This window comes from Edaphobacter sp., from assembly GCF_028283685.1.
GTDB lineage: Bacteria > Acidobacteriota > Terriglobia > Terriglobales > Acidobacteriaceae > Edaphobacter.
On the sequence record NZ_JAPWKF010000007.1, the window covers coordinates 184,883 to 206,100 of the forward strand.

General features: G+C 58.8%; 18 protein-coding genes. 4 read left to right on the plus strand and 14 right to left on the minus strand.

The genetic code is table 11. The features are described 5' to 3' along the window. Window positions 1-6: 6 nt before the first annotated feature. Window positions 7-801, minus strand: coding sequence for a hypothetical protein (locus PW789_RS11595; RefSeq protein WP_299376222.1), 795 nt, complete (start codon window positions 799-801; stop codon window positions 7-9). Window positions 802-950: 149 nt separating this feature from the next. Between PW789_RS11595 and PW789_RS11600 the strand changes: the two genes are divergently transcribed. Beyond that, window positions 951-2,303: a D-arabinono-1,4-lactone oxidase gene (locus PW789_RS11600; RefSeq protein ID WP_299376225.1), complete on the plus strand. Its 1,353-nt coding sequence runs from the start codon at window positions 951-953 to the stop codon at window positions 2,301-2,303. A gap of 394 nt (window positions 2,304-2,697) precedes the next feature. Next, entirely contained in the window at window positions 2,698-3,411 is a 714-nt protein-coding gene (locus PW789_RS11605; RefSeq protein WP_299376231.1) for an SDR family oxidoreductase, read from the plus strand. A 31-nt stretch (window positions 3,412-3,442) separates the two neighbouring features. Here the strand turns inward: PW789_RS11605 and PW789_RS11610 are convergent, their stop codons facing one another. Next, on the minus strand, window positions 3,443-4,057 hold the full coding sequence (locus PW789_RS11610; protein WP_299376234.1) for a hypothetical protein: 615 nt from the start codon (window positions 4,055-4,057) through the stop codon (window positions 3,443-3,445). A gap of 182 nt (window positions 4,058-4,239) precedes the next feature. Next, window positions 4,240-5,109: a deoxyribonuclease IV gene (locus PW789_RS11615; RefSeq protein WP_299376237.1), complete on the minus strand. Its 870-nt coding sequence runs from the start codon at window positions 5,107-5,109 to the stop codon at window positions 4,240-4,242. A gap of 283 nt (window positions 5,110-5,392) precedes the next feature. Here PW789_RS11615 and PW789_RS11620 point away from each other — a divergent pair, with 283 nt between their 5' ends. Further along, complete coding sequence (locus PW789_RS11620; RefSeq protein WP_299376240.1) at window positions 5,393-5,833, plus strand: DUF6526 family protein; 441 nt, start codon at window positions 5,393-5,395, stop codon at window positions 5,831-5,833. A 196-nt stretch (window positions 5,834-6,029) separates the two neighbouring features. Here PW789_RS11620 and PW789_RS11625 read toward each other — a convergent pair whose 3' ends face one another. From PW789_RS11625 to PW789_RS11655, 7 genes are all read right to left on the minus strand, one after another. Then, a complete protein-coding gene (locus PW789_RS11625; RefSeq protein WP_299376243.1) occupies window positions 6,030-7,211 on the minus strand; it encodes a hypothetical protein in 1,182 nt (393 codons plus the stop codon). 250 nt (window positions 7,212-7,461) lie between these two features. Further along, a complete protein-coding gene (locus PW789_RS11630; RefSeq protein WP_299376249.1) occupies window positions 7,462-8,091 on the minus strand; it encodes an NAD(P)-dependent oxidoreductase in 630 nt (209 codons plus the stop codon). Window positions 8,092-8,461: 370 nt separating this feature from the next. Then, a complete protein-coding gene (locus PW789_RS11635; protein ID WP_299376255.1) occupies window positions 8,462-9,634 on the minus strand; it encodes an oxidoreductase in 1,173 nt (390 codons plus the stop codon). A 49-nt stretch (window positions 9,635-9,683) separates the two neighbouring features. After that, entirely contained in the window at window positions 9,684-11,234 is a 1,551-nt protein-coding gene (locus tag PW789_RS11640) for a mechanosensitive ion channel domain-containing protein (RefSeq protein ID WP_299376258.1), read from the minus strand. A gap of 152 nt (window positions 11,235-11,386) precedes the next feature. After that, window positions 11,387-12,196, minus strand: coding sequence for a sugar phosphate isomerase/epimerase (locus tag PW789_RS11645; RefSeq protein WP_299376265.1), 810 nt, complete (start codon window positions 12,194-12,196; stop codon window positions 11,387-11,389). Next, window positions 12,196-13,329, minus strand: coding sequence for a dihydrodipicolinate synthase family protein (locus PW789_RS11650; RefSeq protein WP_299376268.1), 1,134 nt, complete (start codon window positions 13,327-13,329; stop codon window positions 12,196-12,198). The genes PW789_RS11645 and PW789_RS11650 overlap by 1 nt, the downstream gene beginning before the upstream one ends. A gap of 28 nt (window positions 13,330-13,357) precedes the next feature. Next, on the minus strand, window positions 13,358-14,506 hold the full coding sequence (locus tag PW789_RS11655) for a Gfo/Idh/MocA family oxidoreductase (RefSeq protein WP_299376270.1): 1,149 nt from the start codon (window positions 14,504-14,506) through the stop codon (window positions 13,358-13,360). A gap of 202 nt (window positions 14,507-14,708) precedes the next feature. On the opposite strand from PW789_RS11655, the gene PW789_RS11660 reads away from it, so the two are divergent. Further along, window positions 14,709-15,563 (plus strand): HEAT repeat domain-containing protein, encoded by an 855-nt coding sequence (locus PW789_RS11660; RefSeq protein ID WP_299376274.1) that lies wholly within the window; start codon window positions 14,709-14,711, stop codon window positions 15,561-15,563. 134 nt (window positions 15,564-15,697) lie between these two features. On the opposite strand, the gene PW789_RS11665 is transcribed toward PW789_RS11660, so the two are convergent. The 4 genes from PW789_RS11665 to PW789_RS11680 all read right to left on the minus strand — a co-directional run bounded on the left by PW789_RS11665 (window position 15,698) and on the right by PW789_RS11680 (window position 21,040). Continuing rightward, the gene (locus tag PW789_RS11665; protein ID WP_299376278.1) at window positions 15,698-17,581 is read right to left on the minus strand and encodes a M56 family metallopeptidase; all 1,884 of its coding nucleotides are present in this window, start codon (window positions 17,579-17,581) and stop codon (window positions 15,698-15,700) included. Then, on the minus strand, window positions 17,578-17,958 hold the full coding sequence (locus tag PW789_RS11670) for a BlaI/MecI/CopY family transcriptional regulator (RefSeq protein WP_299376281.1): 381 nt from the start codon (window positions 17,956-17,958) through the stop codon (window positions 17,578-17,580). The genes PW789_RS11665 and PW789_RS11670 overlap by 4 nt, the downstream gene beginning before the upstream one ends. 101 nt (window positions 17,959-18,059) lie before the next feature. Beyond that, window positions 18,060-18,782, minus strand: coding sequence for a copper homeostasis protein CutC (locus tag PW789_RS11675; protein ID WP_299376285.1), 723 nt, complete (start codon window positions 18,780-18,782; stop codon window positions 18,060-18,062). After that, complete coding sequence (locus PW789_RS11680; protein ID WP_299376289.1) at window positions 18,779-21,040, minus strand: GH92 family glycosyl hydrolase; 2,262 nt, start codon at window positions 21,038-21,040, stop codon at window positions 18,779-18,781. Before PW789_RS11680 ends, PW789_RS11675 begins: the two co-directional genes overlap by 4 nt. Window positions 21,041-21,218 lie beyond the last annotated feature (178 nt).

The window sequence follows — 21,218 nt, forward strand, 5'->3', positions numbered from 1 at the left end:
CCCGACCTAATTCGACATCTGATCCAGCCTCTCCTGCAACTCCTTCAGCGTCTGCCGAACATCCTTCACCGAGTAACCCGCAGGCGCACGGAACAGCGCTGGGTCAGGCTCTGCCCGAGAAAACGGATCCAGCTCCACCGTCTGCTCTCCCGATCTCGGGTCTTCCCACTGCTCCTTCATCACCAGCTTCAGATCGGGCGACGTCCACGTCTCATGAATCTTCGTAATCGGAGCATCATTGCCAGACCTCCCAATCGGAACCACCGTCGTCACCTTCCTGACCGTGACCGGTAAGCCCTGCAGCGTATCCGGGGCTAGATCCTCGGTCGTCACCACTGGTTGCGGCCTTGAATCCTCCGCCGCCTGTTGCTTCTCCGCAGCAGGCTTCGCCGCTTCTTTCTTCTCCGGCAGCCTGATCAGCGTGGCCACCTTCGTCGTCCTGGGTCCCGTCGTCCAGATCATCATGGTGTGAGCCACAGGATCGAGCACGAACACCATCACCGTCTCCGGCTGTCCATTCTGTGCCTCCTCCATCCTCCGCTCCACCCGCACTCTTCCAGCGGAATCTCGCGCGACCGAATGGTGTCCATGATGCGAGATCCTTGTCCCATCCGCCAGTACCCTCTTGATCCTCCGAACCTGCATCGCCGAATACGGCTGCCCCACCACAGGAGCCGCCATAAGCGTGTGTATCAATCCCCCATTTGCAATAACCTCTTGAGGCGCATCGCTCGCCGTCGCCTGTGCTCCCGCCAATGTCGTCATCAACGCCAGAAAACCAACCGCCATCGTCCTGCGCATCGTTCTCTCCTGAGCCAACGCTCCAAATGTACTGTGGGTCTTTTCACTTCAACCCGGAAAACTTGTCTAAGACTTACCAAATCTCTACATTGTTTCCGTGCTGTCTGTCTGAACCTAACCAGCGGTAACCTATCGGAATAAGGTCAACAATGAATAAACGGCAGTTCCTCAAGACCTCAGGAGTCCTCGTGTCCGGAAGCATCCTCTCCCGTTTCGCTCACGCTGAATCTCCCTCCGCTCCCGCTCAGAAGCCCCGCACCAACTGGGCCGGCAACCTCACCTATCACACCAGCAATCTCTTCGAGCCCACCACGGTCGCCGAACTCCAGCAGGTCATCAAGGACAACCCCAGCATCCGCCCCCTCGGCACCCGTCATTCCTTCAACGCCCTCGCCGACAGCACCCACGCCCAGGTCTCGCTCAGCCATTTCAAAGACATCACAATCGACGAGAAGACCCGCACCGTCTCCGTCGACGCCGGGGTCCGCTACGGCGACCTCGCCCCCGTCATCGACGCCAGGGGTTTCGCCGTCCACAACCTCGCCTCCCTGCCCCACATCTCCGTGCCCGGAGCCATCGCCACCGCAACCCACGGCTCCGGACTCCACAACAAGAACCTGTCCTCCTCCGTAGCGGCAATCGAGTTCGTCGACGCCAACGGCGACCTGCAAAAGCTCTCCCGCGCCGACGGAGAAAAATTCAACGGTGCCGTCGTCAACCTCGGACTCCTCGGCGTCATGACCAAAATCACCCTGGACCTCGAACCCTCCTTCCAGGTCGCGCAGACCGTCTACACCGACATCCCTTTCGCCGAGCTCGAACACCACTTCGACGACATCTTCGGCGCCGGCTACTCCGTCAGCATCTTCACCGACTGGCAGCACTCCCGCGGCACCGAGCTCTGGCTCAAGCGGCTCGTCAAAGCCGACCATCCCCTCGATACCCCGGAGATGTTCTACAACGCCCGCCTCGCCAACCGGAATCTGCATCCCATCCCCGCCCTCGACCCGGTCAACTGCACCCCGCAGATGAACCTCCCCGGCCCCTGGTACGAGCGTCTTCCCCACTTCCGCATGAACTTCACCCCCTCCAGCGGCGAAGAGCTGCAGACCGAGTACTTCGTCCCCCGCGCCGACGCCTACAAGGCCATCCGCGCCGTCGAAACCCTCCGCGACAAGATCACGCCACACCTGCTCACCACCGAGCTCCGCGTCATCGCCGCCGACAACCTCTGGCTCAGCATGGCCCACCAGCAGGACTCCCTCGCCATCCACTTCACCTGGAAGCGCGAGTGGCCCGAGGTGCAGAAGATCCTCCCGCTCATCGAGGCCCAGCTCGCCCCCTTCAACCCGCGCCCCCACTGGGCCAAGCTCTCCACCCTCAAGCCCGATCACTTCCACCAGGCCTACCCACGCCTGAACGATTTCAAATCCCTGGTCCAGCAGTACGACCCCAAGGGCAAGTTCCGCAACGACCTCATCACCACCGAGCTCTACAGCTAGCGCCAAGCACCGTCACTCATCAAGCCAAACACCATCACTCATCAAAAAGAGAGACGCCATCCGACGTCTCTCTTTCTTTACCCGCCACAAACTGTGTCATTCCGAGAGAGCGCAGCGAACCGAGGAACCCCCGCATTCGCCCGCATCGCCACAACTTCACGCCGGACGCACCAATACGGGTGCCCCATATCTCGAAGAGATGTGGGTCGCGGAAAACCGGGTTCGCGGAAAGCCGGGTGCCCCATTCATGCAGCCTCACCGCATGAGTGGGCTTCGCGCAAAAGCGCGAACCGCTCTTCCTCCCTCCGTCATCCCAACCGAAGTAGAGGAACCTGCTTTCCTTCACCACCACCCCAACCGCTCCTTTCCCCCACCCCACCGCATCCAACCCAACATGACCCAGGAACTCAAAGGCCAACTCGCCGTCGTCACCGGAGCAGCCCGCGGCATCGGCGCCGCCATCAGCAAACAGCTCGCCTCCATGGGAGCCACCGTCGTCCTCGCCGCCCGCGACAAGGCAAAGCTGGAGCAGGTCCAGTCCGAAATCGCTGCCGACGGCGGTCAGGCCGAGATCGCAAGCTTCGATCTGACGAGCGATTCCTCCATCACCGCACTCGCCGACACCATCAAAGCCCACCACAGTCGCTGCGACATCCTCATCAACAACGCCGGCATCGGCATCCTGGGCAAGCCGCTCCACGAGACCACGCCCGATGAGTGGGACAACCTCATGGCCACCAATCTCCGCGGCCCTTACCTCATGATCCGCGCCCTCGCGCCCCTCATGATCGCCGCAAACTCCGGTCACATCATCAACATCTCATCGCTCGCCGGACGCAATCCCCTGCCCAACGGAGCCGCCTACTCTGCCTCCAAATGGGCACTCAACGGCCTCACCTACTCCGTCGCCGAAGAGTTGCGCCCCCACAACATCCGCGTCTCCGTCGTAGCTCCCGGCTCCGTCAACACCGGCTTCGGCCGCGACAAGACCGACAACCCCCGCAAGATCCAGCCCGCCGACGTCGCCCACGTCGTCGCCATGCTCGTCACCCAGGCGCCGCAGTCCTTCGTCAGCGAAGTCCTACTCCGCCCTACACAGAAACCATAATCTTCAACAGGGACCGCACATCTGCAATGGTTCAACGGGCAGCTGTGCGGTTCTCTTCGTCACGCAGCGTATAACCCGCCGGCACTTGAAACAGTGCGGGGTCAGGCTCCGTACGCTTCATATTGGAAAATTCGAACTTCCTCAATCCACTCACCGGGTCGTCGATGATGGTAATCAGCGCCAGCCGCAGCTCCGGCGAATACCAGCTTTGAATCGTGGTCGTCAGGTCTTTGTCATTGCCATCCACTCCAGCCGGAACAATCCGCACGACCTTCGACCCACGCGTCGTCACTCCCATGATGATCTGCGGTGGTAACTCCTCAGTGTGATACTTCAACCGATGCTCACGGTCGGGCCCAAGGTAGACATCCATCCCCTCGGCCCCCGGCACTCGCTCGGTCCTTCTCGGCAGCGGCTCACCGAAGTGCTTCACCGTCGCAACCTTGCTGCACGTGCACCAGTTTGTCGAGGTTCGCGTATTCGGATCGAAGACGCTGATCGTTTCATACCGCATGGTCTCCGGCCGCAGAGGGTCGCCAGGCCGCTTCACCTTCGACCACGTTCGTCCCTGCGAATCCCGCGCCAGCGACGCCGTACTCTGTTTTTCGATGGTCGTTCCATCCGCCAGCTTCTGATAGCTGGTCATCGTTCGCTCGGCCGTATACGGTTCCCCGGTTACAGGCAAAGAAGCGGGCGGCAATGACTGACAGAATCCCGTTGAGCACACCAGTAATGCAAGGACGAAACGCACACGCATAGAGCATCCCTCTACCGCACGGCTCTCACTTCCAGCTCAGTCTGACCCGAAACTTGTTGCGTTGCAAGCCCTCACCCAGCCGCCAGCGCCCGCAGCACCCCAACATTCCGAGCCTCATCCCCCGGAGCATCCACCGGCGTCTCAGCAATAAACGCACAGTGCGCAAACTTCGGCTCATGCAGCAGCCGGCGAAACGCCTCCGCTCCAATCGTGCCCTCGCCGATGTGTTCATGCCGATCCAGCTTCGATCCCATCGCCGCCTTGGCATCGTTGCAGTGCCACACCTTCACCGCATCAAAGCCCACCGTCGATTCGATCAGCTTCATCGTCTCGATATACCCATCCGCCGTCACAAGGTCATACCCCGCCACATGCACATGGCATGTATCCAGACACACCGCCACCGGAGCGCACGCCTTCAGCGTCTCCACCAGTTCAGCCACCTGCTCCAGCTTGCCGCCGAGCGAAAACTCCGCGCCAGCCGTGTTCTCGATCAGAATCTGAAACTTCTTCCCTGTAAAGTCGATCCCCTCGATCGCCTTCTCGATCGACGCCGCCGCATACGTCAGCCCCTGCTCCCGCGTCAGCCCCTTCCAGCTCCCCGGATGCAGCACCAGGAACTCCGCCCCCAGCGCCAGCGCCCTCTCCACCTCGCCGCGAAACGCATTCGTCGAGTTCTCCCGCACCGTATCCGTCTGCGAGCAGAGATTGATCAGGTAGCTCGCATGCACCGCCACCGGCCCCACATCGTGCTTGGCGCGCAGCTCCGCCATCTTCGCCGCGTCCGCAGCCTTCACCGGCGAGGCCTTCCACATCCTCGGACTCGAAGAGAAAATCTGGAACGTATTCGCACCCGCCTCAACCGCGCGTTCCACCGCCGTCCACACTCCGCCGCTCGTCCCGACATGCACACCAATACGCTTCTTCGTCTTCGTCGCCATCCCTCCAGCCTACCGCAAAATCCAACCGCACTTCATCAGCCGTCATCCCGCTTTGTAAATGTCATTCCGCCTTTTCAAAGCCGTCATCCCACTTTCCTGTAGTTGCCATCCCACCCACTTAAATTGTCATTCCGCAGCAAAACGGAGGAGTCTGCTTTCTCCCCACTCACCACATCGCCATCCACACCACCGAAACCCCTCTCTCCCCTCTCCACGAACATGCACCCCGGCCCCTCCAACCCCACCTGCTATGCTGAAGCCGCCCCGCCACGAAAGGAAAACCATGGCCGCTCCACAGAGCTACAAGAACCACGCACGCTTAGATCCGCCAATGCACTTCTTCATCATCCCGGTTCTGCTCATCAACCTCGGAGTCGCGGTCTACATCGCCATCCATTTCCGGCACGACTATCCATACCTCGGCCACTGGTCCATCCTCGTCGCGCTCGCCCTTCTCACCCTTGCCCTGCGCTGTCGTATGAATGACCTCAAGCTCCAGAACCGCATCATCCGCCTCGAAGAGCGCCTGCGCCTCGCCTCCCTGCTGCCGCAGGACCAGCTCGCCCACATCAGCGAACTCGACAACCGGCAGCTGATCGCCCTCCGCTTCTGCTGCGACGAAGAACTTCCCGCGCTCGTCCGCAAGACGCTCACACAGAACCTCGAGCCCAAAGCGATCAAACAGAGCATCACCGTATGGCGCGCCGACAACCACCGCGTCTGAAAATAGAGAAGGGGCAGCCGCCCTCGCTGCCCCTCTCAAAAGCGATCTGCCAGGTCTCTACTAGCTCGCTCATCACCAACGATCACTTCCGACAAGCCGACTTCACGGTACCAATCGAGTCAATGAGCACATTGGCGATTTGGCGCTCATCAGCGCATCGTCGAAGGATCGCAACGCCGATGCCTGCTTCACGGGACTAACGTGTAGGCTCTTTGCCTGGGGTGCCGGCGGCGCGGAAAGTGATACCCATCGTATGCCTTGGTACACCATTCTCAGCGGGATTTCTAACCAAAAATGCTTTCGCTGAAGCATCGTTTTTCAAATAGCCATCCAGGAACTCAAGCGTGTAGCGAGCGACCCACGCATAGCCCGTATTGGTGTCATCGCGTCCGTAGTCCGCTACCTCATCTTCCGCGTAGTCCTCCGCCGTCTTACGCCGCTGACACATGGAGCAGAACTCCGGATGAGACATGCCGAGCATTTTCACACTGAACAGATCTGCTTGCCTCCATGCATTTAAAACACTCGGGCCGACGATATCCGACGGAGGGCCATCGTAGTAGCTGTCGAGAGCTTCCATCAGCATCGAACTGTTTGCCGCGAAGAAGAGAAGGGGTATCTTCATCTCGTTCGGGTGCACATCGCCAGCTTTCTGCACGAGACCTGGAAAATAGCGCATGCTTCCGTCCAGTTCTGCCAGCGCGTGGATGCGCGGGTCTCGAGCGGCGGCAAACAGGCTTGAGATTCCGCCCCAGCTCCAACTCACCACTGCAACTTCAGACACGTCGGCTTGAGGCAGTTCGGATGCATAGGTCACGAGAAACGAGATGTCACGCGCCTCCGCGTTGATCCCTTCGGTATCGTCCGTCATGTCACGTGTTGAGGCACCCATGGAAGGGCTCGCCAGAACAACATAACCATGACTGGCAAGGTACTCACACAAGTCGGCGTTTTCCCACGCCGTCGCAGAATCGCTGGGAGCGTAGATCACGACCGGGTAACGGCCCTCGGCGGGAGCAGCATTTCGCACTGCCCAGAGAGGAATGTCGAACACGGCCCGAAATCGCGGGCGCCACTTGTTTTGCTTCTCATCTGGCGCGTTGAAATGAATCTCCTCGTCGGCCAGCGATACGTAATTGCCGACCGTCATTGGTTTGTTCATGCTCTTGACCGCCGGGTACCAAATCAGCGTCTGCAGAGGGCGGTAGGCTTCGCTCCCCGCAGGAAAAGAGCGTGTTCGGTCGTATTGCTCGATGACCTTTAGACCAACCGGATAGTCACCTGGCTTCTGCAGAAATCGAAATGCCGGTGATTGAGCAGGTGCAGAAGCAGCACTCAGTGCGACGAACAAGCTGACCAGGACTTGAAACTTCAACATGGATCTCCATCGTTCCTCAATCTATACGTGCAGGATCTCCACGGGTTCCATTGACTCAGAAGTCGCAGAGGAGTGCGATACAGGGCTCCAAAACTCAACTGTTGCGTCCAGGCCAACACACTCATTAAGTTCGGCGTGACAGCAACGATGGGATGAGTAACGAGAAACACTCTTATGGCCAGCAAACAAAGAAGAGGACGGCCAGTTGGCCGCCCTCTTCGTCACTGACGCAATGATCAGCACGCAACAATCAATATCCAACCGAGAACAGCTGTTTCTCATGCTTCGGCTTCTCAATCTCATCCACCAGCGCAATCGCGTAATCGGCAAATGAAATTTTGCTCTCACCATTGGGCTGCGTCACAAGCTCTTTGCTGCCCAGGCGGAACTTGCCCGTACGCTCACCAGGAACGAAGTAAGCAGCAGGAGCGAGGTATGTCCAGTTAATGTCCGAGGCTTTCAGGACCTCAGCCGCCTTCTCGTGCGAGACGGCAATCGGCATGTATGCCTCCGGCAGATAACCCGACTTGATCAGCGTCACACCGGGAGCAACCTCAAGCTGTCCGGCGCCGCCCACAACCACCAGCCGCGGTCCGCCAGCCTTCTTCACCGCCTCAATCTCCAGCTTCGTTACGTCGATCAGCTTGTCCGTATTCTCTGCGGGAGGCTGATACGCCGAAACAACAACGTCCGCGCCCTTGATAATAGCGGCAACCGCATCCGCGTTCGAAAGATCGTCGCTCTTGGCCGTTACCCCTGCAACATCCTTCAGCTTCTCCACGTTCCTGGCCACGCCCGTCACCTTGTGACCACGCGCTACCAACTCCTTCACAATCTCAGAACCCGAGTTTCCGGTCGCACCATACACAACGATATTCATTGCCGTGCCTCCTTTTGACTCAACTGCAGTCTTCATTAAAGATGCGTGTTGCAACACGCAAGATGCAGAAATTCCCCATGCCGGCCACGAGTTCATCAGGTCCCAAATGGAACTGTCAAGCCCCTCTCATTGGCAACCAGCAGAAATCAAACAGGATGGCCACAAAACCAGCCTGCCGATTTGTTAGCAGCCAACGGCTATGATGGAAATCAGGCCCATAGAAACGAAAAGCCCTTGCCGGGTGGCAAGGGCTTTACTGTTTAGAATCAATAATTTACGTCTAAACCATTGATTATCAAGAATTTAGCGGACTGGTATCAAGCTAAAACCTTATCTTTCAAGATTTTAGGACTAAACCCCCGGGGGGGGCCTAGTATACGTCGCGCTGGTAACGCTTCTGCTTCTTCATGCTCGCCAGATACTCGTTAGCATGCTCCAGCGTGCCGTTCGAGCCCTGAGCGATCGCGTCCAGCAGCGCCAGCTCAACATCCTTTGCCATACGAGTAGCATCGCCGCAGACGTAGAAATAAGCGCCCTGTTCAAGCAGCTCGTAAACCGCCTTGGCGTTCTCAGAGATCCGGTCCTGCACATAAACCTTGTTGTGCTGGTCGCGCGAGAACGCAGTGTGAAGTGTAAGGAAGCCGTCCTTCACCATGCCTTCCAGCTGATCCTGATAAAGAAAGTCCAGCTTCGAGCGCTGCTCCCCGAAGAAGAGCCAGTTCTTACCCTTGGCTCCCTCAACCTGGCGCTCCTCAAGAAACGCACGGAACGGAGCAATACCCGTTCCCGGCCCGATCATGATCACCGGCGTTTCAGAGTTCTCAGGAAGACGGAAGTTGTTGTTCGAGTGCAGGAAGATCGGCATCGTCGTTCCGATCTCCGAACGGTCACCCAGGTGGCCTGAAGCAACACCCTGGCGGTCGCGTCCATGCGCCTCGTAACGGATCACGCGCACGGTGGTATGCACCGAATCCGGGTGAGCCTTCTGGCTCGACGAGATCGAATACATCCGCGGCGTCAGGCGCGGCAGGATGTTGAACAGCTGCTGAGGATCCGTCACGACGCCCGGGAAGTCCGTAGCCAGGTCAACAAACTCACGGCCCCAGCAATAGTCCTCAGCCTTGGCGCGGTTGTCCGGCCCGGTCAGGCCCTTCAGCCCCTCGTGCTCAGGTGCCAGCTTCGCCATCTGCGTGATCGCGCCACGCGACAGCTTGCCGGTCGTCAAACGATTACGCAGCGCCTCTTCCAGCGAGATCTCAACCTTGTAGTGATCCAGCACGCGCTCATCGCCCTTGTAGCCGAGAGCCTTCAGCACATCCTCCACCGCCGACGGACGGTTCTCCGGGATGATACCGACTGCGTCACCAGGGGTGTAGGTCATCCCCTCTTCGAGCGCCAGTTCGACATGGCGCGTCTCCTTCTCCGAACCCTCGGCCGTGATCTGCACGTTGACATTCACATTCGAGTGGTACGGATTGTTTCGTGTGTACTTTTGGGCGTGTCCCGCCCCCGCCTTCGCTTCCTGTTCCAGAACTTCGCTCATACCTCTATGGTAAAACGCATTGCACCAAAATTGAGCTGAAAATATAGGACTATTTTGGTGGCATTTGCTCCAGAGGCACTGCCGGCGCGGCATACCAGCTCCCTGCCGGAACCACCGCCGGCCTCTCCGGATCTCGCACGTAAGCTGGTGTCATAATCTGTACGCCAAACTGGTTGAACTCATCGAGAATGTTGCGGTTAAGTTCGGCGCGCACAGCATTCAGCGGCGCCTGTCCGGTCAGAAAAACAGTCAGCTCATAGGTGATGTCAAAGGAGTTCAGCGACGTCTCCAACACGAACGGCGCGGGCTGTTGACGGACCGTATGTGTCTTGCCGGCTGCGTTCAGCAACATCGCTTCCACCTGCCGCCACGGCGTGTCATAACCAATACCAGCCGTCGTCGACAAGGACAGCGATCCTTCTGCAGCCGCGCTGTGGTTGATGATCTGTCCGCCAAGCACCTGCGAGTTCGGAATCGTGATCACCGTCTGCTGGCGAGTTCGAAGCCGCGTGACGAACAGGGATGTCGTTTCCACATAGCCCTGCGCGTCCCCGATCTGTACGAAGTCGCCCTTCTGAAACGAATCCATATACGTCAGCAGGACGCCGTTCAGCACGTTGGACACAACTCCTGTCGAGCCCAGGGAGAAGAGCACGCCGAGAAACAAAGAAAAGCCCTTGAACGCAGCCGATTGAGAACCAGGAATGTACGGATAGGCGATCAACACCGCAAGCAAGACCAGCGCGAGGTTGACCAGTCGCGATGTCACCTGGGCCCACTGCGGCTTGAACCCCTCCATCCGCACGTGTCCTTCTCCGATGCGCTGGAAAGCAAAGCTCACCAACTGCACAAGATATCTGCACGCCACCGCAATGATCAGGATAAAGATCAGCGAAGGCGCACTGCTCCAGGCAGCCCAGCCAAACTGCTCGAGCGGCCGCTCGACACCTGCAAGCATCTTCTCGCCCAGCGGTTTCGTCTGCGGATAGATCAGGAAGAGAAGCTGGAACGCCGCATAGATGACAAACAACGAGACACCCAGCCGGATCGTGCGCAACAACAATCGAAAGATGCCGGTCAGTTGCTCTGCGTCGATCAGCGACCAGCTCTGCCCTTTCGCCCGAGTCAGCCGTGACAGGATCTCACGCGAGATGACACCGGACACCCATCGCGTGATCGGCACCAGCAGCCAGAGCGCAGCTACTGTGAGCAGGACAACCACCGCCGTCAGCCCCATGCGCTCGAGCATGCGGCCGCGTGTGTGGTCTACACGGTATGTATTAATCGCCTGAGTAAACGCCGTCTGCCATGAAAGCGCCAATTCCGGAGCGGAGACACCTGCGGCCTCGGCGTCTCCGGCGAAGACCGAGGCCAGCACAAGGTCTCCCTGCGTCACATCGATTCTCAGTTCCTTCGGATATGTTGCGATGTCGATCGACTGCGATCCATCTCTAGCAAGCCGCAGCAGGCGCTCACTTATAGCCGCGGCACGCACCTGCGGGGTAATGCTGCCGATGCCCCAGCGAATCTCGATAACCGTCCGGCCATCCATGACAACAGCGACAGGAGCATAGACTGTCGCAGGCGCCGCGCCGTTCACGGCGGCGGTCTCCTTGGGATGCTCTGCGTGCCGTACTGGCTGGGCAACGACCTGAGCGCTCAGCGGAAAAACAAGTGCAACTCCAAGTAGCAACCGTCTTAGCCATTGCGCATTCATGCCATACGTTTAGCACGAAAAGCAACGATTACGCTCTAAACAAACTCCCGGAAGCAACTCACGGTACGACTGATGATGGTATCGGGCGACTGTGCCCATAGCGACTCGTTGAAGATCTCGACCTCGATCGGCCCACGGTAACCCGCGGCTTCCACCGCTCTACGAAGTCTCTCGATCTCGATGACGCCATCTCCCATCATGCCGCGACCCATCAAAAAATCAGGCGTAGGAACGATCCAGTCCGATACGTGAAAGGCAAAGATACGCTCGGCTGCGCGCTCAATTTCGGTGTAAACCTGAGGATCCCACCAGATGTGATAAACATCGACAACCAGTCCAACATCGGCCGCATGAAATTTCGCAGCAATCTCGTTCGCCTGCCCCATGGTGACCACGACGCTACGGTCGGCGGCGAACATGGGATGAAGCGGCTCAATCCCCAGCCTGACGCCACACCTGGATGCATAATCAACCACGGCACCAATCCCATCGACGACCATCTGCCGCGCTCCCTCGAGATCGCGGTCCGGCGCAGGCCCGTTCACCAGCACCAGCAGATCGGTCCCAATCGCAGCAGCCTCATCGATCGCGTGGAGATTATCGTCAATCCTGCGCTGACGCTCCTCCTTCGTCGCCGCTGGAAACATACCACCGCGACAGAGGCTCGATACCTTCAATCCTGCGTCGCGGATGAGTTGAGCCGCTGCGGATGGATTCTCCGAGACCGAGTAGCGCCATGGACCAATCCACTCCACTCCATGATGAACACATGCAGCTGCGACCTCCGCGAGTGTTGCCTTGCCGGCCGTCATCTGGTTGAAGCTCAGCCGTGACAGCTCCGCCATTACGACGCCACCCCTGCGATCTCCAGCACCGGCCGCATGCGCTTCACCGCAAGCTCAGGGTCGGCCAGCAGCCGCGCTTGATCGGCAAGCACAAAGAGCTGCGCCAGATGAACCACCGATCGCGCGCTCTGCTGACCGCCAAGCATCACAAAGTGCCGTTGATGCCCATTGAGATACGCCAGAAATACCAGCCCCGTCTTGTAATGGAACGTAGGCGTTTGAAAGATATGCCGTGACAACGGCACCGTCGGCGTCAGCAGTCTTTCGAAAGCTGTCATGTCACCAGCGTCCAAAGCCCGCAGTGCGAGCGCTGCCGCCGGGGCAATGCCGTCGAAGATACCTAACAGAGCATCACTGTGCCCCTGCTCATCGCCCCGAATCAGTTCGGCATAGTCGAAGTCATCGCCGGTATACATGCGCACACCCACAGGAAGCTGCCGCCGCATGATGATCTCCTGCCGCTTGTCGAGCAGCGATATCTTCACGCCATCGACCTTTGCATGGTTGGCCTGAATGATGCCGAGACAGGTATCCATCGCCTGATCGACATCGGCACTGCCCCAGTAGCCGCGCAACTGCGGGTCGAACGCTTCTCCCAGCCAATGCAGAATCGCTGGCTGCTTCAGCCCGCTCAGCAGACGCGTGTACACGCGGACGTAGTCCTCCGGGCTTTTGGCGCACCGAACCAGAGCACGACTTGCCATGAGAATCACGCGTCCGCCCGCATTCTCGATCGCCTCGCATTGCTCCTCGTACGCTCTGATCACCTTGTCGACGGTGGGTTCGCATGTCGGGTCAAGCTGATCGGTATTTGCACCGCAGGCAATCGCACCGCCACGTTCGGATGCCGAAACCCGGATCAGTTCACGCGCCGTCTCCCAGTTCAACCCCATGCCTCGCTGCGAGGTATCCATCGCTTCAGCAACACCGAAGCCCAGCGACCACAGGTGACGGCGAAACGCCATCGTCGCCTCCATGTCGAGCCGCTGTGGCTCCAGCGGATCGACGACTACGTGCGCAGCAGCATAGGCCACGCGGGACCGCGGCGGACCACCGGCCACCACGGGCAGCGGTCCTTCTTCGTTCAGACGATAGCTGGAAAGTCCCCCGTCGAGGGGAAGACGAATCTCCATAATGGCTCTCTATTGTTTGGAAGATCGGTTAGTTGAGCTTCAGCTCCTCAAGATCGATCCAGCGCCGTTCTTCCCAAGAACGCAGCCCGGCTTCAGCCAGCTGTACCCCCTTGGCCGCATTGAGAAAGCTGTGCGGGAACGGCACATCTTCAAGGACATGACGCAGAAACATCTCCCACTGAATCTTGAAGGCGTTTGCTTCCGGCACGGTAGAAGGCACCTGCTGCCATCCATCGCGGAAAGGAATGGGATTCGGAATATCGGGGTTCCATACAGCCTTGGGCGTCGTGACACGGGGCTGGACCTTGCACTCTCGCAGACCGGCGATCGCGCTGCCCTCCGTCCCATCGACATGCAGCTCCAGTAGCTCATCGCGATTCACTCTGGTCACCCAGGATGAGTTGATATGGGCCACAACTCCTCCCGCAAGTTCAAAGGTGGCATAGGCCGCGTCGTCGGTGTTGCAATCGTAGACTTCGTTTCGTTCGTCGACGCGCTGCGGGATCGTCGTCCGCGCCGTGCAACTGACGGACAGCACGCTGCCGAAGAGGTTTTCGAGGACATACTGCCAGTGCGGGAACATGTCGAGGATGATGCCACCGCCCTCCTCCTTGCGATAGTTCCACGACGGCCGCTGTGCCGGAGGATTGGGGCCTTCAAAGACCCAGTAACCGAACTCGCCCCGCACCGAAAGCACCCTACCCAGAAAGCCACTGGCGATCACCTGCTTCAGCTTCAGCAGGCCAGGCAGATAGAGCTTGTCCTGCACGACGCCGTTCTTTACGCCCGCCTCAGTGGCCAGCCGCGCCAGTTCAAGGCTGTCTTCCAGCGTACCGGCAAGGGGCTTCTCGCAGTAAACGTGTTTCCCCGCGCTGATCGCAGACTTCACCGCATCGGCACGCAGCAGGGTGGACTGTGCATCGAAGTAGATCGTGTTCTCAGGGTCAGCGAGACAAGCCGCCAAATCAGTGGACCACTTCTCAACTCCCCACTCTTTGGCCAGCTTCTCCAGCTTGGCGGCATCCCGACCTAACAGGACCGGCTCAGGCATCACCAGGCTTTTATCTTTTAGCTCAAGACCGCCCTGCTTGCGGATCGCTGCAATTGAGCGCCCCAGATGCTGATTGGTTCCCATGCGTCCGGTGACGCCATTCATGATGATGCCGATATGCCGCATCCACCTGTTCTCCCCAGAAGTGCATTAGACAACTGGCATCGCGGTTTTCAACGCAAAGAAGAGCGGTCGCGCGGCCACGTCGGGATCATATACGAACGGGCCTGAGCGCCGAATTACCCATCGGAGCCTGATAAGCTCACTTAGGCAAGTGATAAGACGTACAACATAGACTGCAACCAAATTAAAAATTGAGGTAGCCTTCATGGCACCCCGCTGTGTGCGTTTTGTAAAACTCTTCGCCTTCACCCTTCTGGTCTCCGTTACGGCTCAGTCTCAGCAGCCGCTCACCAAATCCTGGACCACTCTCCAGGCAGGCCTTACCAATAAAGACATCGAAACTCGAGTCACGGCAGTTCGTCTGCTCGGTATGCTGACGGGCGATGCCAAGGCACCGGAGCTGGCGATCAAGGCTCTCTCCGATGAGAGACCTGAGGTTCGCGAGGCAGCAACCAGCGCCATCGGCGCAATCAAGGCAACCGCCGCGAAAGAAGAGCTGCACAAGATTATTCAGACGGATAAGGACCCCTCGGTGATCCTTGGAGCCGCGCGAGCTCTACTGGCGATGAATGATTCTTATGGCTACAACATCTTCTATGCCGTGCTTACCGGAGAGAAGAAGAGCGGCGACAGTCTGATGGACGAACAGAAGAAGATGCTCCACGATCCCAAAAAGCTGGCTGCCTTCGGTTTTGAACAAGGTATTGGCTTCGTTCCATTTGGTGGCATCGCCTACACCGCGGTGAAGACACTAACGAAGGACGACACCTCACCGGTTCGCGCCGCAGCGGCCAAGATCCTGGCGGAGGACCCGGACGTTAAGAGCCTGGGGGCTCTGGAAGAAGCCACCAATGACAAAAGCTGGATCGTGCAGATCGCAGCGATCGCAGCCATTGCGCAGCGTAATGATCAGACGACGCTAAGCACGCTCGAGCTTCGGCTTGATGATCCAACTGCAGCTGTTCGCTACACCGCTGCTGCTGCCATTATTCACCTGAACGATATAAAGACGGCGAAGCCCACTGTCTCTACTGGCGGAAAGACACCTACCCGGCATTGATCTGCCAGCGAGCTGCACGACCTGACTCCATCTGGAACCGACAGCATCGTTGATGCTGTCGGTATATGCCAGTGCAATCGCTCCAAAAGCGATAAGTGCGGCTCCAATCACGCGGCGAAGATCTGTCATCAGGCTTACCTCTGCACAGAGTTATCGTCCAGCATTCCGGTGGCACGGAGCTGGACCAGCTTGTCGATCGTCAGCGGGGTGATGCCAAGGCTCCGCGCCCGCTCAATGAACTGATCGTCGATACGAAAGACCTTCATCTGGATCAGTTGATCGACAGTGAGGTCGGGATATTGTTTCCGCGCCGAGCGGGCAAAGTCAGCAGTGACGTTCTGGATTCTCAGCACGACGATCTTTTCCGAGCTGAGAGAGCCAAGCCCCACAGCCTTCATCGCTTCGATATATTCGGCATTTACTTTAAATATTTTGTAACGAATCAGATCCTGGATCGTGGTCGGGCCGGAGCCGGCGGCACGTAGCTTCTCTGCCTCTTCCGGCGTGACATGAAAGATGTGAAGCGCGATCAGGTCATTGGCTGAAGGCTTGCCATAACCAGTCAGCGCCATCTTCTCGGCGTACTCTGGCGTAATGCCATTGATCTTCATCGCAACAAGTGACTCGGCATTGGTGTAGCCTAACCGGCTCATCGCAGCAGCGTAATGATCCTGCACGCCGCCGGTTCCATCCATCGTGGTTGCCGTAATAGCGCTCGTTGCAGCGCTAGCGCTGGACATCGCCGAATTCAGTGTCTGGATATTTTGCTGTAGATGCACGGCCGGAGCTGCGACTGAAACTGCAGCCAGAGGAGCAAGAGGTGCCACCGGCCGAATCGCAGGGGCAACAGCCGGCAGCCTGGGCGGCACAGGCTTTGTCGGAACAGCGAGAGCCGTTGGAGCAGCCGGAATAACCGTAGCGCCTTTCGCCAGGACATGAGGCGCAGGAAGCACAATCGCTCCCAGCAGCATGAAGAGTCCGGCCATAGACAAGGGAACCACCTCGCCGCGCTGGATATTCTGCTTCCCTGCAGTCCCCTCGAGCATGCGGACGATGCGGAGCTTCAGGCCTGCGCCGCTGTCTCCACGAAACGCCATGGCGAGACGCAGCTGTGCATGACGCTGCTCCTCCAGCCTGAGCAACGCCGTGGCATAGACAACCGGATCGCCGCAGCAGGCCAGCGCCGAATCGTCACAGCTGAGTTCGCGCAGCTGACGCGTTCTCGCACCCATCCACCAGACCGCGGGATGAAAAAAGAGGAGAGTCTCGATCATCGACTGGAACATGTTCCACAGGTAGTCGGCACGGCGGATATGCGCGAGTTCGTGGGCAAGCACGACCTCCAGCTGCTCCGGACTAAGTTGGGTCAGAGCCGAGACCGGTAAGAGAACGATCGAGCGCAGGACTCCCATGGCCACGGGTCCGCAGATGCGAGAGCAGACAAAGAGATCGACTTTCTTCGTAATTCCCATCTGCTGAGCCAGGCAGACGAATGCCGCATACACTGCCGTTGGAGCCTGCGCGCGCGTGCTGCGTCGCAGGCTGCGCAGATGAAACCAGCCGCCCAGCATCCGAACCGAGAGGGCCATCACCCCTGCAAACCAGAGCGCGTCGATCCAGGGCATTGCATCGTTCGATACCGCAAGGAAGACGGCCTCGGTACCCCGACGAGCTGACTGCCAGGTACGAACGAGGGTTCCCTGCTCCTGATCCGGCGTGCCGTTCGCGCCTGCGAGCGTCGACGCCGAATTGCATTCGGCCGTTCCTTCAGCACCGCCGTTTGCAGCACGCTGCATCTGAAGATGCGACTCTGTCGCAACACGCCGGTATTCGTAGCCAAACGTCACCACCGATAGGAGACCGATCCCCATCATCGCTGCGAGGGCAATCGTGTAACGCATAGCGCTACGCGATCGAGACAACAGCGAATCCAGCAGACGGTAGGCAAGAACAACCGCTATAACCTGCCAGCAGGCGTGAATAAGAGTCCAGCCAAGAATCGGGATCAAAGAATTCATCGCTTCTCCTTCTTTTGCTGAATCAACCGGCGAATCTCCTGCAACTCCTCTGCCGTAGCCGGCTCCATGGCAAGGGCGTGCATCGCGAGCTGCGCGGCAGAACCGGCAAAGAGGCGATCGCTCAGATCGCGGAGCATCTGGCTCTGGGTCTGATCCTGGCTTGCCGCAGCACGATACATATGCGCCTTGCCGAACTCCGTCCTCTCGACCAGCCCCTTCTCCGTCATGATCTGAAGCATCTTCAGGACAGTGGTGTATCCCATGGGGCGCTGTTCGTTGATGACTTCGTAGATCTCGCGGACCGTCGCCTCGTTCTTGTCCCACAGCACGCGCAATAGCTCGAGTTCGACTTCGGTAGGCTTCGGAAGGGAATACATCTCTTTCATGCGAAGAAATGTATACGACAAAATTCGTAGATGTCAACGAAATCCTTCGTAGAAGGTGCCGAACCTCTTGGCGACTGGACTAATTTTTTGGTTTAAGACTCGTGGAGCAGTGACATCATGTTTTGGATATCTTTGGGATCAACGATGTAGCTCATCTCGTCCCGCGTCAGCGAATCGGACGGATCCGCGGGAATAGCCCGCCTCAAACTGCCGTGCAATTGGCCGACACCGCTCTTCTGAACAACCTGGCGGGCGTTTTCGAGACGGACGCCACCTCCGGCGGCAATTGCGATCCGGCCTGCGGCCTGTGTCACGAGCTGGCGCAGACTGGCTGCACCTGAGACGACGTCAGGCTGTCCACCTGATGTCAGCACGCGACGACATCTTGTCGCGATGACAGCTTCAAGAGCTTCGGCGAGCGATGGCGTCAGGTCAAAGGCGCGATGAAAGCTCACCTCAAGCGGCGCCGCCAGCTCTACCAACTGTCGCGTCCGCTCCACATCGACGGTCGCATCTGCATGAAGCACACCGAGCACGACTCCATTGGCACCGAGGGAACGCGCGTGAAGCACATCCTGCTGCATGATGGAGAACTCGCAGTCGGAGTAGAAGAAGTCTCCTCCGCGAGGGCGGATCAGAACATGAACGGGAATCCTACTCAGCTCAACAGCAGCGCGGATGAAGCCGTGGCTCGGCGTGAGTCCATCTTCACTCAACGCCGAGCACAGCTCGATTCGATCGGCCCCGCCGTCGCGCGCCGCGAGGCACGCGTCCAGCGTCTCCGCGCACAGCTCAAAGATAACCTTTGCGCTCACGCGAGTTTCAGCGAAGGCGGAAGCGAAGCCTCGTCGGCTCCAAACTTCTCATTCGGCTCCGGCCCCATGACGTAGACCAGCTTGGCGCCGTCCACGATCTCCGAGTGATGGAACCACGCCCGCTGCTGCGGCTTACCGTTGATCGAGAACGACTGTACATACTGGTGCGAGGGATCCTTACGCTCGACGACGATGTCGAGCACCTTCCCTGCTGCAAGCTGCACCTTCGCGCCTTCAAACAACGGAGAGCCAAGCACGTAGTTGCCGCTAACGGGATCGACGGGATAGAAGCCGAGCGCGCTGAGCAGATACCACGCCGACATCTGACCCACATCCTCGTTGCCCTGCATGCCGTCCGGTTCCGCCGAGTACATCGTCTCCATCAAGCTGCGAGCACGGGCCTGCGTCTTGTAGGGAGCGCCCGCGTATACGTAGAGGTAGGAGATGTGATGCGAGGGCTCATTGCCGTGCGCATACTGTCCAACCATTCCTGCGATATCCGGCGGTGCGTTGGCCGGAAGATCCGGGGCCGCAGTAAACAGGCCATCGAGCTTCTTCACGAAGGCTTCGTTGCCGCCGTAGAGCTTGATCAGGCCTGCAGGGTCATGCTGGATGCCGAAGGTCGTCTGCCAGGCATTCGACTCGGTGTAATCCCGCCACTTGGTCGAGTGTCCGAGGTCGATCGGGTTGAAGGGAGATGTAAAGCTGCCGTCTTCCAGCTTAGGCCGCATGAAGCCGGTCGAGGAATCGTAGTAGTTGCGATAGTTGAGCGAACGCTGCGTGAGCATGGCAGCATCGTCGTTCTTGCCCAGCTTGCGGGCGACGTGCGCGATCGACCAGTCGTCGTAGCAGTACTCGAAGGTCTTCGAGACGGACTCTTCTTCCTTATCGGCCGGGATGAAGTGAAGCTTGCGATAGTAGCCCAGGCCGCGATAATCGTCGACCATGGCGCGCTTCATCATCACCTCGTAGGCCTTCTCGAAGTCGATCCCGGTAAAGCCCTTGGAGCAGGCCTCAGAGATAACGGCAGCCGAGTGATAGCCCGTCATCGTACCGGTCTCAGTGTTCATCAGCGGCCAGACAGGCATGCCAGCGGGGCTCTGCTCCGCCATGCGGATCAGCGTGTTGACAAAGAGCGGCACACGCTCGCGCTCGATGAGGGTGTAGGCAGGATGCGCGGCGCGGAAGGTGTCCCAAAGAGAGAAGGTGGAGAAGTTGTGCTGGCCAGCAGGCAGCTGGTGCACCTCGCTGTCCATGCCGCGATAACGGCCATCGACGTCGTCATAGAGCGTAGGCCCAAGCGACATGTGATAGAGCGCGGTGTAGAAGATACGCTTGTGCGTCGCATTGGCGCTCTCAACGCTGATCTTCGAGATCTGCTTCCGCCAGATCTCCTTGGCGTTAGCGCGGACCTTATCGAACTCCCAGGCAGGAACCTCGGCGGCGACGTTCTTCGCAGCGCCATCGGTCCCCACACCAGAGATTCCGGTCTTGACCAGGATCGTCTCCTTAGCCTTGGTCTTGAAGTAGAGAACCGCCTTCAGGTTCTTGCCTTCGATCTGGCTGCCATCAGCGGGAACAGGAACTTCCTTATCGTCAGAGAAGAAGACGATGCGCTCGGGCTTCTTCGAGACCTTCAGCGAGAAGTACGCCTGGCGATTCTTGCCCCAAGCCGAGGTCTTGTGACCGCCAACGAGAGTATCGGGCGCGGTCATCTTCAATTCGGCTGACGTGACCGGGCCGTCACCGGGACCATACCCGTGCTGCAGGTCGAGTATGAGATATGCCTTGTCGCTTGCGGGGAAGGTGTAGCGGTGAACACCTACGCGCTCGGTCGCGGTCAGCTCGGCTTTGACGTTGTAGTCCTTGAGAAGAACGGAGTAGTAGCCGGGCTCCATGCGTTCATCGGCGTGGTCGAAGCGTGAGCGGTAGCCCTTCTCCGGGGAGCGGCGATCGCCAGGGACAAGCTTGGCCTCACCGGTGCCTGCCATAACGAGAAAGTCGAGCTGATCGCCGCACCCGGTACCGCTCAGATGTGTATGGCTGAAGCCCATGATGGAGTCGTCGGAGACGTGATAACCAGAGCACCAGTCCCAGCCGTCATTGAAGGTGTCCGGGCTAAGCTGCACCATGCCAAAGGGCAGGGCTGCTCCTGGAAAGGTGTGGCCGTGGCCACCGGTACCAATTCGAGCGTCCACCCACTGCAGGGGGTCTTCCATCTTCTTGCCAGCAACCGCCGCTTCAACGATTTTGGTCATCGGTGCAGCGCTCAAAACATATGCAGCGGAAGAACGCTGCAAGAACTTTCTACGGCTAATCATGCATACTCCATCATCAATGGTTACGGTTCGCCCGGATGCTCATCACGATGGTGAACGTCAGGAAGACTCCAAGGCAGGGTTCCGCAACTATTTTCAAGCATCTGGATGGGTGAGG

Excerpts from the sequence above, each read along its gene's own strand:
- PW789_RS11595 (WP_299376222.1), bottom strand. The coding sequence starts at position 801 with ATGCGCAGGACGATGGCGGTTGGTTTTCTGGCGTTGATGACGACATTG.
- PW789_RS11600 (WP_299376225.1), top strand. The coding sequence starts at position 951 with ATGAATAAACGGCAGTTCCTCAAGACCTCAGGAGTCCTCGTGTCCGGA.
- PW789_RS11605 (WP_299376231.1), top strand. The coding sequence starts at position 2,698 with ATGACCCAGGAACTCAAAGGCCAACTCGCCGTCGTCACCGGAGCAGCC.
- PW789_RS11610 (WP_299376234.1), bottom strand. The coding sequence starts at position 4,057 with ATGACCAGCTATCAGAAGCTGGCGGATGGAACGACCATCGAAAAACAG.
- PW789_RS11615 (WP_299376237.1), bottom strand. The coding sequence starts at position 5,109 with ATGGCGACGAAGACGAAGAAGCGTATTGGTGTGCATGTCGGGACGAGC.
- PW789_RS11620 (WP_299376240.1), top strand. The coding sequence starts at position 5,393 with ATGGCCGCTCCACAGAGCTACAAGAACCACGCACGCTTAGATCCGCCA.
- PW789_RS11625 (WP_299376243.1), bottom strand. The coding sequence starts at position 7,211 with ATGTTGAAGTTTCAAGTCCTGGTCAGCTTGTTCGTCGCACTGAGTGCT.
- PW789_RS11630 (WP_299376249.1), bottom strand. The coding sequence starts at position 8,091 with ATGAATATCGTTGTGTATGGTGCGACCGGAAACTCGGGTTCTGAGATT.
- PW789_RS11635 (WP_299376255.1), bottom strand. The coding sequence starts at position 9,634 with ATGAGCGAAGTTCTGGAACAGGAAGCGAAGGCGGGGGCGGGACACGCC.
- PW789_RS11645 (WP_299376265.1), bottom strand. The coding sequence starts at position 12,196 with ATGGCGGAGCTGTCACGGCTGAGCTTCAACCAGATGACGGCCGGCAAG.
- PW789_RS11650 (WP_299376268.1), bottom strand. The coding sequence starts at position 13,329 with ATGGAGATTCGTCTTCCCCTCGACGGGGGACTTTCCAGCTATCGTCTG.
- PW789_RS11655 (WP_299376270.1), bottom strand. The coding sequence starts at position 14,506 with ATGCGGCATATCGGCATCATCATGAATGGCGTCACCGGACGCATGGGA.
- PW789_RS11660 (WP_299376274.1), top strand. The coding sequence starts at position 14,709 with ATGGCACCCCGCTGTGTGCGTTTTGTAAAACTCTTCGCCTTCACCCTT.
- PW789_RS11665 (WP_299376278.1), bottom strand. The coding sequence starts at position 17,581 with ATGAATTCTTTGATCCCGATTCTTGGCTGGACTCTTATTCACGCCTGC.
- PW789_RS11670 (WP_299376281.1), bottom strand. The coding sequence starts at position 17,958 with ATGTATTCCCTTCCGAAGCCTACCGAAGTCGAACTCGAGCTATTGCGC.
- PW789_RS11680 (WP_299376289.1), bottom strand. The coding sequence starts at position 21,040 with ATGACCAAAATCGTTGAAGCGGCGGTTGCTGGCAAGAAGATGGAAGAC.